Source organism: Saccharothrix sp. CB00851 (genome assembly GCF_001905065.1).
Lineage (GTDB): Bacteria > Actinomycetota > Actinomycetes > Mycobacteriales > Pseudonocardiaceae > Actinosynnema.
The window spans coordinates 83,138-95,696 of record NZ_LWLC01000012.1 but is presented as its reverse complement, the minus strand read 5'-3'; the positions used below and the strand labels follow the sequence as shown (position 1 = coordinate 95,696).

13 protein-coding genes are annotated in these 12,559 nt (G+C 72.8%); 8 read left to right on the top strand and 5 right to left on the bottom strand.

Annotated features, from left to right (window positions below; all coding sequences use genetic code 11):
• Positions 1-24 precede the first annotated feature (24 nt).
• Together A6A25_RS13145 and A6A25_RS13140 are read left to right on the top strand one after the other, a co-directional pair.
• On the top strand, positions 25-990 hold the full coding sequence (locus A6A25_RS13145) for a zinc-dependent alcohol dehydrogenase (protein ID WP_073888979.1): 966 nt from the start codon (positions 25-27) through the stop codon (positions 988-990).
• Positions 977-1,660 (top strand): creatininase family protein, encoded by a 684-nt coding sequence (locus tag A6A25_RS13140; RefSeq protein ID WP_073889933.1) that lies wholly within the window; start codon positions 977-979, stop codon positions 1,658-1,660. The genes A6A25_RS13145 and A6A25_RS13140 overlap by 14 nt, the downstream gene beginning before the upstream one ends.
• On the opposite strand, the gene A6A25_RS13135 is transcribed toward A6A25_RS13140, so the two are convergent.
• From A6A25_RS13135 to A6A25_RS13120, 4 genes are read right to left on the bottom strand one after another with little or no spacing between them, the layout of a single operon-like run.
• A complete protein-coding gene (locus A6A25_RS13135) occupies positions 1,589-2,509 on the bottom strand; it encodes a lysylphosphatidylglycerol synthase transmembrane domain-containing protein (protein ID WP_241828637.1) in 921 nt (306 codons plus the stop codon). The genes A6A25_RS13140 and A6A25_RS13135 overlap by 72 nt on opposite strands.
• A gap of 35 nt (positions 2,510-2,544) precedes the next feature.
• Positions 2,545-3,324, bottom strand: coding sequence for a class I SAM-dependent methyltransferase (locus A6A25_RS13130; RefSeq protein ID WP_073888977.1), 780 nt, complete (start codon positions 3,322-3,324; stop codon positions 2,545-2,547).
• Positions 3,321-4,325: a glycosyltransferase family 4 protein gene (locus tag A6A25_RS13125; protein ID WP_083668297.1), complete on the bottom strand. Its 1,005-nt coding sequence runs from the start codon at positions 4,323-4,325 to the stop codon at positions 3,321-3,323. The genes A6A25_RS13130 and A6A25_RS13125 overlap by 4 nt, the downstream gene beginning before the upstream one ends.
• The gene (locus tag A6A25_RS13120; RefSeq protein WP_073888975.1) at positions 4,322-4,720 is read right to left on the bottom strand and encodes a 6-pyruvoyl trahydropterin synthase family protein; all 399 of its coding nucleotides are present in this window, start codon (positions 4,718-4,720) and stop codon (positions 4,322-4,324) included. The genes A6A25_RS13125 and A6A25_RS13120 overlap by 4 nt, the downstream gene beginning before the upstream one ends.
• Before the next feature lie 89 nt (positions 4,721-4,809).
• Between A6A25_RS13120 and ribA the strand changes: the two genes are divergently transcribed.
• The gene (gene ribA, locus A6A25_RS13115) at positions 4,810-5,454 is read left to right on the top strand and encodes a GTP cyclohydrolase II (protein WP_073888974.1); all 645 of its coding nucleotides are present in this window, start codon (positions 4,810-4,812) and stop codon (positions 5,452-5,454) included.
• A gap of 60 nt (positions 5,455-5,514) precedes the next feature.
• On the opposite strand, the gene A6A25_RS13110 is transcribed toward ribA, so the two are convergent.
• Positions 5,515-5,883, bottom strand: a complete 369-nt coding sequence (locus A6A25_RS13110) for an AfsR/SARP family transcriptional regulator (RefSeq protein ID WP_083668296.1) — start codon at positions 5,881-5,883, stop codon at positions 5,515-5,517.
• Positions 5,884-6,078: 195 nt separating this feature from the next.
• Between A6A25_RS13110 and A6A25_RS13105 the strand changes: the two genes are divergently transcribed.
• From A6A25_RS13105 to A6A25_RS46300, 5 genes are all read left to right on the top strand, one after another.
• Positions 6,079-7,500 (top strand): alpha/beta hydrolase, encoded by a 1,422-nt coding sequence (locus A6A25_RS13105; protein WP_073888972.1) that lies wholly within the window; start codon positions 6,079-6,081, stop codon positions 7,498-7,500.
• Positions 7,501-7,512: 12 nt separating this feature from the next.
• Positions 7,513-8,589 carry a sensor histidine kinase gene (locus A6A25_RS13100; RefSeq protein WP_143193133.1) on the top strand — a complete coding sequence of 359 codons (1,077 nt, stop codon included), beginning with the start codon at positions 7,513-7,515 and terminating at the stop codon, positions 8,587-8,589.
• Positions 8,586-9,227: a response regulator transcription factor gene (locus A6A25_RS13095; RefSeq protein ID WP_073889930.1), complete on the top strand. Its 642-nt coding sequence runs from the start codon at positions 8,586-8,588 to the stop codon at positions 9,225-9,227. The genes A6A25_RS13100 and A6A25_RS13095 overlap by 4 nt, the downstream gene beginning before the upstream one ends.
• Before the next feature lie 80 nt (positions 9,228-9,307).
• Positions 9,308-10,069, top strand: a complete 762-nt coding sequence (locus tag A6A25_RS13090; RefSeq protein ID WP_073888966.1) for an ABC transporter ATP-binding protein — start codon at positions 9,308-9,310, stop codon at positions 10,067-10,069.
• Positions 10,066-12,537, top strand: a complete 2,472-nt coding sequence (locus A6A25_RS46300; protein ID WP_073888964.1) for an FtsX-like permease family protein — start codon at positions 10,066-10,068, stop codon at positions 12,535-12,537. Before A6A25_RS13090 ends, A6A25_RS46300 begins: the two co-directional genes overlap by 4 nt.
• The last annotated feature ends 22 nt before the right edge of the window (positions 12,538-12,559 follow it).

Here is a 12,559-nt window from a genome sequence, read left to right as displayed (position 1 = left end):
CCTCGTCGTCGGGAGGTTGTACAGATGACACGCTCTGCGAGGGCCCTCTGGTTCACCTCATCGGGAAAAAGTGAGATCCGGACCGTGCCGTTGGCCGACCCCGGACCCGGCGACGTGCTGGTGCGCACCCTGTACTCGGGGATCAGCCGGGGCACGGAGAGCCTGGTCCTGCGCGGTGGGGTGCCGGAGAGTCAGCACGACGTGATGCGGGCGCCGTTCCAGGACGGCGAGTTCCCTTGGCCGGTCAAGTACGGCTACCTCAACGTCGGTGTGGTGGAGCGGGGACCGTTGCTCGGCCGCACCGTGTTCTGCCTCTACCCGCACCAGACGCACTACGTGGTGCCCGCCGACTCCGTGACACCGGTGCCGGACTCGGTGCCTGCGGCGCGAGCGGTGCTGGCCGGGACGGTGGAGACGGCGGTCAACGCCCTGTGGGACGCCAGGCCGTTGATCGGTGACCGGATCGCGGTCGTCGGCGGCGGGATGGTGGGGTGCAGCGTGGCCGCCCTGCTGGCCCGGTTCCCCGGCGTGCGGCTGCAACTGGTGGACGCCGACCCGGACCGTGCGGCGGTGGCCGCCGCGCTCGGGGTGGACTTCGCGTCGCCCACGCAGGCCCAGGGGAACTGCGACCTGGTCGTGCACGCGAGCGCGTCCGAGGAAGGGCTGGCCAGGTCGTTGGCGCTGCTCGCGCCGGAAGGCCAGGTGGTCGAGCTGAGCTGGTACGGCGACCGGCGCGTGTCGGTGCCGTTGGGCGAGTTCTTCCACTCCCGACGACTGCGGTTGCGCAGCAGCCAGGTGGGTGTGGTCGCGCGGCCGGACCGCACCTACCGCGAGCGGATGGCGTTGGCGCTGGACCTGCTCGCCGATCCCGCGTTCGACGCGCTGATCACCGGCGAGAGTCGGTTCGAGGACCTGCCGTCCGTGCTGGCCGGCACGCTGCCGCCGCTGTGCCACCGCGTTGACTACGGTGCCGGGCATGTACCTGCCTGACACCACCGAGGACGTGCGGGCGCGGGCGGCGACCGTGGCGGTGCTGCCCGTCGGCAGCCACGAGCAGCACGGCCCGTACCTGCCGCTGGCCACGGACACGGTCGTGGCCTGCGCGATCGCGCGGGCGATCGCCGACGCCCACCCGGTCCAACTGCTGCCCCCGATCACGATCTCGTGCTCGCAGGAGCACGCCGCCTGGCCCGGCACGGTGAGCATCTCGGCGCGGACGCTGTACGCGGTGGTGCGGGACGTGGCGGACTCGTTGCGGCGGGCCGGGGTATCGCACCTGGTGCTGGTCAACGGGCACGGCGGGAACTACGTGCTGGCGAACGTCGTGCAGGAGTCGGAGGGGATGGCGTTGTTCCCGGGCAGCGGCGACTGGGCCGCGGCACGGGACGCCGCCGGGATCGCGACGACGTCCCGCAGCGACATGCACGCCGGTGAGCTGGAGACGTCGATCCTCCTGCACGCCCACCCCGAGCTGGTGCGGCCCGGTTACGAGACGAGCGACCACCTGGCCGACGACCGGCCGCACCTGCTCACGCTGGGGCTCGCGCCGTACACGTCGTCAGGGGTGGTGGGGCGGCCGTCGCTGGCGTCAGCCGACAAGGGTCGGGACGTGCTCGCGGCGCTGGTCGAGTCGTTCGGGCCGTACCTGGCGGTGCTGTGAGGGCCACCGGACCAGCGTGAAGATGCCGGGCAGGCTGCTGATCAGCGCCAACACGCCGTAGACGACACCGGTGGTGAGCCCTTGCGCGGCACCGAGCCCGGCCGAGCCGAACGCCACCGCCAGGAACGCCTCCCGCGGCCCGAAGCCGCCGACGTTCAGCGGCACGGCCATGACCAGCAGCGCGAGCACGACCAGCGGGACGAGGCGGCTGATCGGCGCCCCGCTGCCCGCCGCCCGTGCCGCGACCAGGAACAACGCCACGTGCCCGGCCAACACCGCGGTGGAGAGCAGGGCGACCTTCGGCAGGACTTCGCGGTCCAGCAGGCCGGTGCGGGCGTCTGCCCACGTCGTCCGCACGGCTCGGCGGACTCTCGCGGACAACGCGGCCACCAGCGGACCGAGCCCCAGCACACCGAGCCCCAGCACGCCGAGACCCGGCACGTCGAGACCCGGCACGTCGATCGGCAGGGAACCGGTGCACAGGACGGCGACACCGAGGACGACCAGCACCACCTGACCGGCGGCGCGTTCGAACACCACCGCCCGGACCCCGCGCGCCACGTCACCGTTCCGCTGCCCGTGGCTCACGGCCCGGTGCACGTCACCCAGCACGCCCGCGGGCAGGACGGCGTTGAGCAGGAGCCCGCGGTAGTAGTCGGGGACGGCGGTGCCGAGGGTGAGCGGCAACCCGAGCCGGCGGGCGATCAGGCACCACCGCGCAGCGCTCGCCACGGTGGTCACCAGCCCGATGCCCAACGCGGCGACCACCGCCCAGCCGTCGATCGCGCGCACCCCGGCCAAGAACGCCTCGGCACCCAGCTGCCGACCCAACGCCACCAGGATGGCCACCGCGCCCACCAACCGGAGCCACGGCCAAGCCCGCCTCACCGGGGCACCGCCAGGAGATCGGTGTGGTGCACCACCACACCGGGCCCGTGTTCGAGCTTCCGCCGCAGGAACCCGGGCACCTCGGCGGCCAAGCGGGGTTCCTGCTCGACCGCCGCCTCCACCCACCCGCGCAGCCACTCCCCCGCCAGCGCGGCCTGCTCCGGGCCGAGCCGCCACGGGCTGGGGCTCGTGGTCACCTCAGCACCCCGCCGTTCGAACGCTTCCACCGCGGCAGGCACGGCGTCCGGGCCCAGCAGCCGCCTCCCGTCGACCACCCGCCGCTGGTGCGCGTTGAACGCGGCCTCGAACTCGGCGTCCAAAGCCTCCGGCTCGGCGAACTCCACCCGACCCGCCACCGACAACGTGAACAGCGCCGGGCAGCCCGCGCCCACGCACGCGCCCGCCAGCCCGTCCACCTCCTCCGCCGTCAGCAGGTCCAGCAGCGCCGACGCGGTGACCAGCGACGTACCGGCCAGGTCGGCGGCGGTGAGACAGGTCAGGTCGCCCTCGTGCGTCTCGATCGTCACCCCGCTCATGGTCGCCGCCGCGATGCTGAGCAGCCGGGCGTCGCGGTCGTGCAGCACCCAGTGCTGCGGACCGCCCAGCCGTCCGGCGAGCCACCGTCCCAACGATCCCGTCCCACACCCGAGATCACGCACCACGAGGGGTGTCCGGTTCAGATCGATCTCCCGGAGCCGGTCGACCAGGTCGAGCGCGCGGGCCTCCGCGTCGGCCTTCTCGCGCAGGGACAGCCATTCCGGTGCGAAGGTGCTCATGGCCGCAGACTAACCAGCACACCCGCCAAACCGGCCGCCGTCTCGTCCCAAGTGGACAGCTCACCACGCCGCCGCGCGGCACGGTCACGCAGGTCACGCCGCCAGTCGTCATCGGTCAGCCACCGCCGCAAGGCCGAGGCGTACGCCGCCACGTCGCCCGGCGGCAGCAGCACCCCGCCGGCACCGAGCGCGTCCGGCACGGCGCTCGCCACCACCGGCAAGCCCCGCGCCAACGCCTCGGTCACCACCATCCCGTACGTCTCGGCCAACGACGCCAGCACGAAGAGATCCGCCGTCGCGTACGCGCGATCGAGCGCCGGACCGTGCAGGGGACCGGTCAGCTCGATGCGCCCGGCGAGCCCGTGCCGGGAGATCAGCTCACCGACCGGCCACCGCCGCGGCCCGACGAACGCGCACGTCCACGGCAGGTCCGCGACCGAAGCCAGCGCGCGCACCAGCACGTCGTGCCCCTTGCGGGGCGTGATGGCCGCGACGCAGAGCAACCGGGACGCACCGTCCGTACCCGTGGCCAAGGGCGCGGGGTCGGTACCCGGCGGGACGACGTGGACCCGGGCCAACCCGTGGTGCTCCGCGAGCCGCCGTGCCGCCGAAGGGCTGGTCGCGACGACGGCCCGGGCGGCACGCAGGCACTCCCGCTCGGCGGCGTCGAGCCGCGAGGCCACGGCCGGCGACAAGCCCGTCTCGTCGGCCAACGGCAGGTGCACCAACACCACCAACCGCAACCGACCAGCGTGCGGCACGACGACTTCCGGCACACCGCACGCCACGAGCCCGTCGAGCAGCACCACCGAGTCGTCCTCGATCCCGCCCAACGCCCGGTCCAACGCCGCGCGTGCGCCTGGATCGGGTTGCGGCCAAGCGCCGGGCACCGCGACCTCGCGCACGGCGAGCCGTCGGGCCACCTGCCGGTCGTAGGCGTTGCCGCCGCTGGGCGACGCCGGGTCGTCCACCCCGCCGGGCAGGACGAAGTGGACCGTCACAGCGGGCGTTCGTAGCTCGCCCAAGCGACGTGCGACTCGTGCAGCGTGACCTCGATCCCGGCCAGACCGCGCGCACCCTCGCCGAGCGATCCCGCGTGCACGGCGTCCGCGAGCCGGTCCGCGATGTGCTTAGCCAGGAACTCGGTCGACGTGTTGACCCCGGCGAACTCGGGCACGTCGTCCAGGTTGCGGTAGTTGAGCTCGGCGAGGACGGCACGCAGCCGCTCGGTCGCGAGTCCGATGTCGACCACGATGTTGTCGGCGTCGAGAGCGTCCCGTTTGAACCGCGCGTCGACCACGAACGTTGCCCCGTGCAGGCGCTGGGCCGGACCGAACACCTCGCCGCGGAAGCTGTGGGCGACCATCACGTGATCGCGGACGGTGATGCTGAACAGGGTGACCTCCGCCGAGTGAGCGAGTTACGGTGCGGCTCCGGCCGAGCGTAGTGAACAACGGGCCGGGTGTCGGGTGACGAGGGGGCCGGATGCGCGAAGAAGGGTTCGACGACGAGGACGTGGCGGAGTCCGAGCTGGTCACGCGCCGCGGCACGTTCCGCGCGGTGGCGTTCAAGGCCGACGGGCACGAGCACATGGCGCTGGTCTACGGCACCACTCGACCGCGCGAGGACGTGCTCGTGCGCGTGCACTCGGAGTGCATGACCGGCGACCTCTTCGGCGCGATGCGCTGCGAGTGCGGCGACCAGCTGGACGCGGCGCTGGACCGGATCGTCGCCGAGGGCGGCGGCATCCTGGTCTACCTGCGCGGCCACGAGGGGCGCGGCATCGGTCTGGTGGCGAAGGTGCGCACCCACGTGCTGCAGGACGAACAGGGCCTGGACACGCTCGACTCCGCCACCACGCTCGGCCTGCCGGTCGACGTCCGCGACTACTCCCCCGCCGCGCGGATCCTCAAGCACCTCGGTGTCGCGTCCGTGCGGTTGATGTCGAACAACCCGGACAAGGTCCGGGCGCTGGAGGCCGAAGGCATCGCGGTCGCGGCCCGCGTGCCGCACCTGGTGCGGCCCAACCAGCACAACATCGGCTACCTCACCGCGAAGCGCGACCGACTCGGCCACGACTTGCCGCAGGTCGACCAGCCGACCCGATCGGAATACCCCACCGCGCGGTAAGCCGCCCCCTCTCGAACTGTGCACGGCGTGTGTGCGGGGCGTGTGGTGACGCGTGCAAGGCTATGCGACGCCGACGCCCCGTGCGTCATTTACCCCGACGTTTCCCCGAAACGACGAACGGCCCGGCGCCGCGCAATTCCGGTGGGCCACGGGCTCACCCGCGCACACATTCCGCTGGCCGTCGACGTGGTCGATCCGCAGGCCGGGCAGCCGTTCGCGCAGCCGTGACACGTAGGTGTGCAGGTTGGACAGGTACGACTTCGGCGGGTCACCGTCCCATATCGCGTCGACGAGGTGGTTGACCGAAACCGGTTTGCCCGCGTGCATCAGCAGAACAGCGAGAAGGGTCCGCAGACGTCGGCCCCGAATGTGTACGTGCGCACCATCCGATCCGGACACGGTGAGCGGCCCGAGCACTCCGAACTTCACCGAACCACTGCGGAAGAAACACCATCAGCAAGTAACTGCTGCGACAATGTTGTCGGGATTATTTCACCTCATCGCGAGTTCATCTCGCGAGTCGATGTGTTGTCCGTCGGGTCAGAAATCACGTGTGCCGCTTTTGCCCGAAGATCTGTCGAAAGGCAGACGCGCGGGCACGCGGGCGGTGAGCACGCTGGGCGCATGAGGAAGACGATCAAAGGTGTGGCGGCGGTGGTGGGTCTGATCGGCGTGCTCACCGTCGCGCCGGGCGCGGCCCAGGCGGTGGGTGGAGCGCAGGCGCGGGTGTCGTGGGTCGACTGCGGGGACGGGTTGCAGTGCGGTGAGGTCGTCGTGCCCGCGGACTGGGACGAACCGGACGGCGCACGGGTGACGGTGGCCGTCGCGCGGTTGCCCGCCCGCGACCCGGCCGCGAAGAAGGGCGTGCTGCTGGTCAACCTCGGTGGGCCCGCGCAGCAGATCTCGGTGCTGCGCGTCGCCAAGGGCGCGTTCGAGGACTTGACGCGGTGGTTCGACGTCGTGGTCTCCGACCCGCGCGGGTTCGAGGCGAGCGCCGGGATCACCTGCCCGTACCCGGCACCGCTGCCCGAGAACCTGGAGTGGGCGTCACCGGACCAGGCCGCGTACGAGCGGTACCGGGAGGCGAACCGGCGGTTCGGCGTCGACTGCGGGCGGGTGGCCGCCGGGCCGCTGGCGGGTCGGCTCGACTCCCGGCAGGTCGCGCACGACATGGACGCGATCCGGGTGGCGCTGGGGCAGCCGAGGCTGCACTACTACGGCAACTCCTACGGCACGGTCTTCGCCCAGGCGTACGCGCGGTTCTTCCCGGGGCGGTTCGGGCGGGTGTACCTGGACAGCGTGCTCGACCACACGACCCGGTCCTGGAGCGAGTGGCTGTTGCCGCGGGCGCGGACCATGGAGCGCAACATGGTGCGGTTCGCGCAGTGGTGCGACGGGGACGCGGGCTGCGCGCTCCACGGGCGTGACGTGTTGCGGGTCTGGGACGAGGTGCTCGCGCGGGCGGCACGGGAACCGATCCCCGCCGGGGACACGACGGTGAACGCGTCGAGGATCGTGTCGCGGACCAATCCCGGGTTCGAGGCGGAGTGGCCGCAGTTGGCGCGGGCCATCGCCGAGGCACATGCGGGCGACGCCACTCGGTTCGCCGAGCAGCCGGCCGGCGGGCGTGATCCCGACCTGTCGCGGGTCGTGTTCTGCGCCGATTTCCCCTACCCGGACGACTACCGGGTGCTCAAGTCGTGGGAGGCGGGGTTGCGGCGGGTCACGCCCCACATCGGCTGGGTCGCGACGTGGCCGATGGCCTACCACTGCGCCGGGCTGCCGGACACCGGGACCTACCCGCCGCACCGGCTGCGGGTCTCCGGGTCGGCGCCGATCCTGGTGGCCAGTGGCGAGTACGACAGCACCACACCGCCCCGGGACGCTCGGCGAGTGGCGGCGCAGTGGGGGAACGCGCGGTACCTGCCGGTGAAGGGTGGGCACGCCTTGTATTTGAGCGGGCACCCGTGCGTCCGGGAGCACGTCCACCGCTACCTGACGACGGGCACGTTGCCACCCGACGGAACGGCCTGCGGCGCGGCGTAGACGATGGCCGTCATGCGACACGTCCGGGAAGTGCTGCTCGTCGTGACGGTCACGGTGGTGTTGGTGCTCCTGACCCTCTGGGAAGGGCGTGGCCACCTGCCGCCCGGGGCGGTGGTCGGCTCCCTGTTCGTCAGCCTGCCCTTGCTGCTGCGGCGCGTGCTGCCGTTGACGGGGGCGGTGCTGTCGGCGGTGGTGGGGTTGGGCGGTCTCGGGTTCCTGCCCGCGTGGCCGGGGATGCTGGTGACGATGGGCGCGTTCGCCGCCGCCGTCTACCACCGCGAGCGCGGGCCGGGGTTGGTGCTCGCGGTGTGCGGGTGCTGGGTGCTGGTCAGCGCGATGATCGCGGGCAGCCCGGTGCGGGTCTTCACGGTCACGGACCTCGTCGTGATGGGGGTGGCGCCGGTGGCCACCGGGTACGCGTTGCGCCTGCACCGGGAACGGGCGGAGCAGGCCTCGCGGGTGCAGCGGGCCGAAGCCGATCGCGTGCTCGCGGAGGAACGGGCCCGGCTCGCGCGGGACGTGCACGACAGCGTCGGCCACCACCTCACCGCGATCCGCCTGCAGGCGACCGCGGCCCGGCGGGTGCTGGCCGGCGCACCACCCGTCGCCGATCGGGCGCTGGGGACCATCGCCGAGCTGTCGCTGTCCGCGTTGGACGAGGTGCGGGACCTGCTGAGCACGCTGCGCGACGTGCCGCCCGGGATGGGGCTGGCCGACGTGGACCGCGTGGCCGGGAGGCTGTCGGGACCGGATCGCCGGGTGACCGTGCGGCGGTCCGGTCCGGCTGCCGCCGTGCCGCCCGGCGTCGACCACGCGGCGTTCCGGGTGGTGCAGGAGGCGTTGACCAACATCGCGCGTCACTCGACCGCCGGCGAGGTGGAGGTGTCGTTGCACCGGGATCGGGGCCGGTTGGTCGTGACGGTGGTCGACGACGGATCGGTGGCCGGTGACGTCGAGGGCGAGGGGCAAGGGATCCGCGGGATGCGGGAGCGCGTGCGGCAGGTCGGTGGCACGCTCGCGGTCGGGCCGGGCGAGGCGGGCGGGTGGCGGGTGCGGGCCAAGTTGCCGACGGGGAGGGCGGACCGGTGATCCGCGTGCTCGTCGCCGACGACCAGGCCGCCGTGCGGGAGGCGTTGCGGATGGTGCTGGACGGTGAACCGGACATCGAGGTGGTCGGTGAGGCGGCCGGCGGTGCGGAAGCCGTCCACGTGGCGTTGACCCGGCGACCGGATGTGGTCGTCATGGACTTGCGGATGCCCCACGGCGACGGGATTTCCGCGATCAGCCGGCTCGGTGAGGTGGAGCCGAGGCCGAAGATCCTGGCCCTGACGACGTTCGACCTGGACGAGTACCTGTTCGGCGCGCTCGCCGCCGGAGCGGGCGGTTTCCTGTTGAAGGACAGCGATCCCGCGCTGCTGCTCGACGCGGTGCGCGGCCTGCACGAGGGCCGCGGCCTGATCGACCCGAAGGTGACGGGACGACTCATCGCCCGCTTCGCACAACTGTCACCACAGCCCGTGCCCCGGGAGGTCGACCAGCTCACGCCACGCGAGCAGGAGGTGTTGGCGCACGTCGTGCGCGGGTTGAGCAACGCGGAGATCGCCTCGGCGCTGACCATCGAGGAGGGCACGGTGAAGACCCACGTGGCCCGGATCCTCACCAAGCTCGGCCTTCGGACGCGCGTGCACGCGGTGATCTACGCGTACGAGCACGGTCTCGTCCGGTGACCGTGGTATGGCCAGCCATACCGTGGAGATCCGAGGTCGCCCGGTGGGTTCGCGGCCGGCACGGCGGCAGGGTTCTCGGCATGGTGCTGAGGGCGGGAACGCGGGTGGCGGCTACGCCGGCGACGACGACGGACGTCGTGCGGCTGGACCACGTGACGAAGGTGTACGCGGGACGGGTGCGGGCGCTCGACGGGGTGACGGTCGGGTTCACCAAAGGGTCCTTCACCGCGGTGATGGGGCCGTCGGGGTCGGGCAAGTCGACGTTGCTGCACTGCGCGGCCGGGTTGGACCTGCCCACCGGTGGACGGGTGGTGTTGGCCGGGCAGGACGTCGGCGCGTTGCGCGAACCGAAGTTGACCGCGGTGCGCCGGCGGCACGTCGGGTTCGTGTTCCAGTCGTTCAACCTGGTCGACGCGTTGTCGGTGTGGGACAACGTGCTGCTGCCGCAGCGGTTCGCGGGTGTGCGGCCGGACAAGGCGTGGGCGCGGGAGGTGGTGGAGCGGGTCGGGCTCGGTGGCCGGGAACGGTCGAGGCCGGGTGAGTTGTCCGGTGGGCAGCAGCAGCGGGTGGCGTTGGCGCGGGCGTTGGCGGGACGGCCCGAGGTGATCTTCGGTGACGAGCCGACCGGCGCGCTGGACCTGTCGACCGGGCGTGAGGTGCTGGGGTTGCTGCGCGGGTTCGTGGACACCCACGCGGCGACCGTCGTGATGGTCACGCACGACCCGGCCGCGGCGGCGTGGGCGGATCGGGTGGTGTTCCTGGCCGACGGGCGGCTCGCCGGTGAGCTGGCCGCACCGACGGCGCAGCAGGTCGCGGCCCGGATGACGGAGCTGACCCGATGACGCTGAAGCTGGCGGTGGCGAGCGTGCGACGACGGCTGGGCGCGTTCGTCGGCACGTTCCTGACGGCGTTCCTGGCCGTCGCGTTGATCTCGGGCAGTGGGTTGCTGCTGTACTCGGTGCTGACCGCGGGACCGGGTGCCGACCGGTTCGCGAGCGTGGACGTCGTGGTCGCCCGGAAGCGGTCGGTCGAGCTGACGACCAGGCACGACAAGGGCGACGAGGTCAAGGAGAAGACCAAGACCGAACGCCTGACCGGCGCGGTGCCGTTGCCGGCCGGACTGGTCACGGCCGTCGCGGCGACGACCGGTGTTGGCGAGGTGGTGGCCGACTCGGCGTTCCCGGTGGCGTTGCACCTCGACGGCGTTCCGGTGCGCGCACCGGAGCGTGCGGCGGTCGTGGCGCACGGCTGGGCCTCCTCCGCCTTGACCCCGTACGTCCTGCGTGACGGGACCGCGCCCGCCGCCGACGAGGTGGCAGTGGGCACCGAGTTCGGGTTGACCGTCGGCCAGACCGTGGGGCTGACCACGAAAACGGGCACGCGTGACGCACGGGTGTCGGGTGTGGTGACCGGCGGGGTGCCCGGACAGGCGGCGATCTTCGTGGCCGACGGACAGGTCCGCGAGTGGTCCGGGCTGAGCGGCCCCACGGCCGTCGCGGTGCGGGTGGCACCCGGCTCCTCCCGCGACGACGTGGTCTCCGCGCTCGCCGGACTCGACGCCGACGTCTTCACCGGCGACGAGAAGGTCAACGGCGACCTCCCGGGCGCGGTCCCCGACTACGTCGGGGCCGTCTCGATCTTCGGGTTCCTCCTGGGCATCACGGGTTTCGCGGCGGTGTTCGTGCTCACCGGCACGGTGTCGCTGGCGGTGCGGCAACGGCTGCGGGAACTCGCCCTGCTGCGCACGGCCGGTGCGACCCCGCGCCAGTTGCGCCGTCTCCTGGGCACCGAGACCACGCTGGTCACGGTGGTGGCGACGGTGCCGGCGCTGCCGATCGGCGTGCTGGTGGCGCAGGTGGTGGCCGGTCGGTTCGGCGGACTGGGCGCGGTGCCGGCCCAGTTCACCGTGGCGCTGAACCCGGTGGTGCTGATCGCCTCGGCCGTGCTGGGCCTGCTGGTGGCCCGGCTGGCCACGGCCGTGGCGGCACGGCGGGCGGTGCGGATCCCGCCGACGCAGGCGTTGCGCGAAACGGTGACGGACGCACGCGGCAGCCGGGTGCCGAGGGTCGTGGCGGCGGTCCTGCTGACGGCGGGCGCGGCGGCGATCCTGGGGCTCGTCCCGCTCGGCGGGCCGTTCGGCATGGGGATGGGTTTCGTGTCGTGCGCGTTGCTGCTCTGCGCCGTCGCCACGCTCGGGCCGATCCTGGTGGGCGGCGTCACGGCGGTCGTGTCGCGGTTCGTCGGGTTGACCGGGGTGCTCGGCCGGGTGGCCGGTGCGATGACCCGGGTCGAGAGCCGCCGGGTGGTGGGCGTGGCGATCCCGTTGACGCTGATGTTCGCGATCAACGCGACCATGCTGGTCAACGGCGACATCGTCGGCGAGGTGACGGCCGAGCAGGAGGCGGCGCGCGGCGCACCGGCGACGACTCGCATCACGGCGTCGAACGCGCCCGGCCTGCCGCTGGCCGTCGCGGACCGGGTGGCGGCCCTGCCGTCCGTCACGGGATCCGCCCTCACGGTCGGCACCCGGGTCGTGGTCGACCAGGACGGCAAGCCGGAGGACTACCCGGCGCAAGGCCTGCGGTCGGCCGGTGAACCCGCGCTCGACCTGGGCGTCACGGCGGGGACCCTGACCGACTTGGACCGCGGGTCGGTGGCGGTGAGCGCGCCGTTGGCCGGGCAGCGCGGCTGGCGGCTCGGTGACCGGCCGACGTTCTGGCTGGCGGACGGCACGCGGGTGGCGCTGCGCGTGGTGGCGGTGTTCGAGCGCTGGCGCGGGTTCGGTGATCTGGTGCTGGACGCGGGTGTGGTCGCGGCGCACGACCCGCGGGGGTTGGTCGGCTCGGTCTACCTGCGTGGCGAGCCTGACCTGACGGGGTTCCCGGTGGTGGCGGCTTCCCGCGCCGTGCCGGAGGCGGAGAACCAGCAGGCGGCGTGGGAGTTGATGGTCGCGGTGTCCCTCGGCTTCACGGCGATCGCGGTGGTGAACACGTTCGCCATCGCCACCGGGGCGCGGCGGCGGGAGTTCGCCGGGTTGCGGTTGGCCGGTGCGACGGCACGGCAGGTGCACCGGCTGCTCGACCGGGAAGCGTTGATCACGGTGGTGGTCGCGCTGGTGCTCGGGTGCGTGATCAGCGGGGTCGTGGTCGGGGCGTTCAGCGTGGCGCAGGACGGGCAGTGGCGGCTGTTCGCCGATCCCCTGCGGTACCTCGGGATGGTGGCGGGGGTGGGGGTGCTCGGGCTGGTGGCCGGTGCCGTGCCGGCCCGTGCGGTGGTCCGGTTCCGCGCATTGCCTGAGCTAGTGCCGTGACCGGCGGCCTTTGCCCCGTATT

What these genes read in the sequence shown, in the direction of transcription:
- A6A25_RS46300 (WP_073888964.1), top strand. Translation starts at nt 10,066, where the DNA reads ATGACGCTGAAGCTGGCGGTGGCGAGCGTGCGACGACGGCTGGGCGCG.
- ribA (WP_073888974.1), top strand. Translation starts at nt 4,810, where the DNA reads ATGCGCGAAGAAGGGTTCGACGACGAGGACGTGGCGGAGTCCGAGCTG.
- A6A25_RS13105 (WP_073888972.1), top strand. Translation starts at nt 6,079, where the DNA reads ATGAGGAAGACGATCAAAGGTGTGGCGGCGGTGGTGGGTCTGATCGGC.
- A6A25_RS13090 (WP_073888966.1), top strand. Translation starts at nt 9,308, where the DNA reads ATGGTGCTGAGGGCGGGAACGCGGGTGGCGGCTACGCCGGCGACGACG.
- A6A25_RS13100 (WP_143193133.1), top strand. Translation starts at nt 7,513, where the DNA reads ATGCGACACGTCCGGGAAGTGCTGCTCGTCGTGACGGTCACGGTGGTG.
- A6A25_RS13145 (WP_073888979.1), top strand. Translation starts at nt 25, where the DNA reads ATGACACGCTCTGCGAGGGCCCTCTGGTTCACCTCATCGGGAAAAAGT.
- A6A25_RS13140 (WP_073889933.1), top strand. Translation starts at nt 977, where the DNA reads ATGTACCTGCCTGACACCACCGAGGACGTGCGGGCGCGGGCGGCGACC.
- A6A25_RS13130 (WP_073888977.1), bottom strand. Translation starts at nt 3,324, where the DNA reads ATGAGCACCTTCGCACCGGAATGGCTGTCCCTGCGCGAGAAGGCCGAC.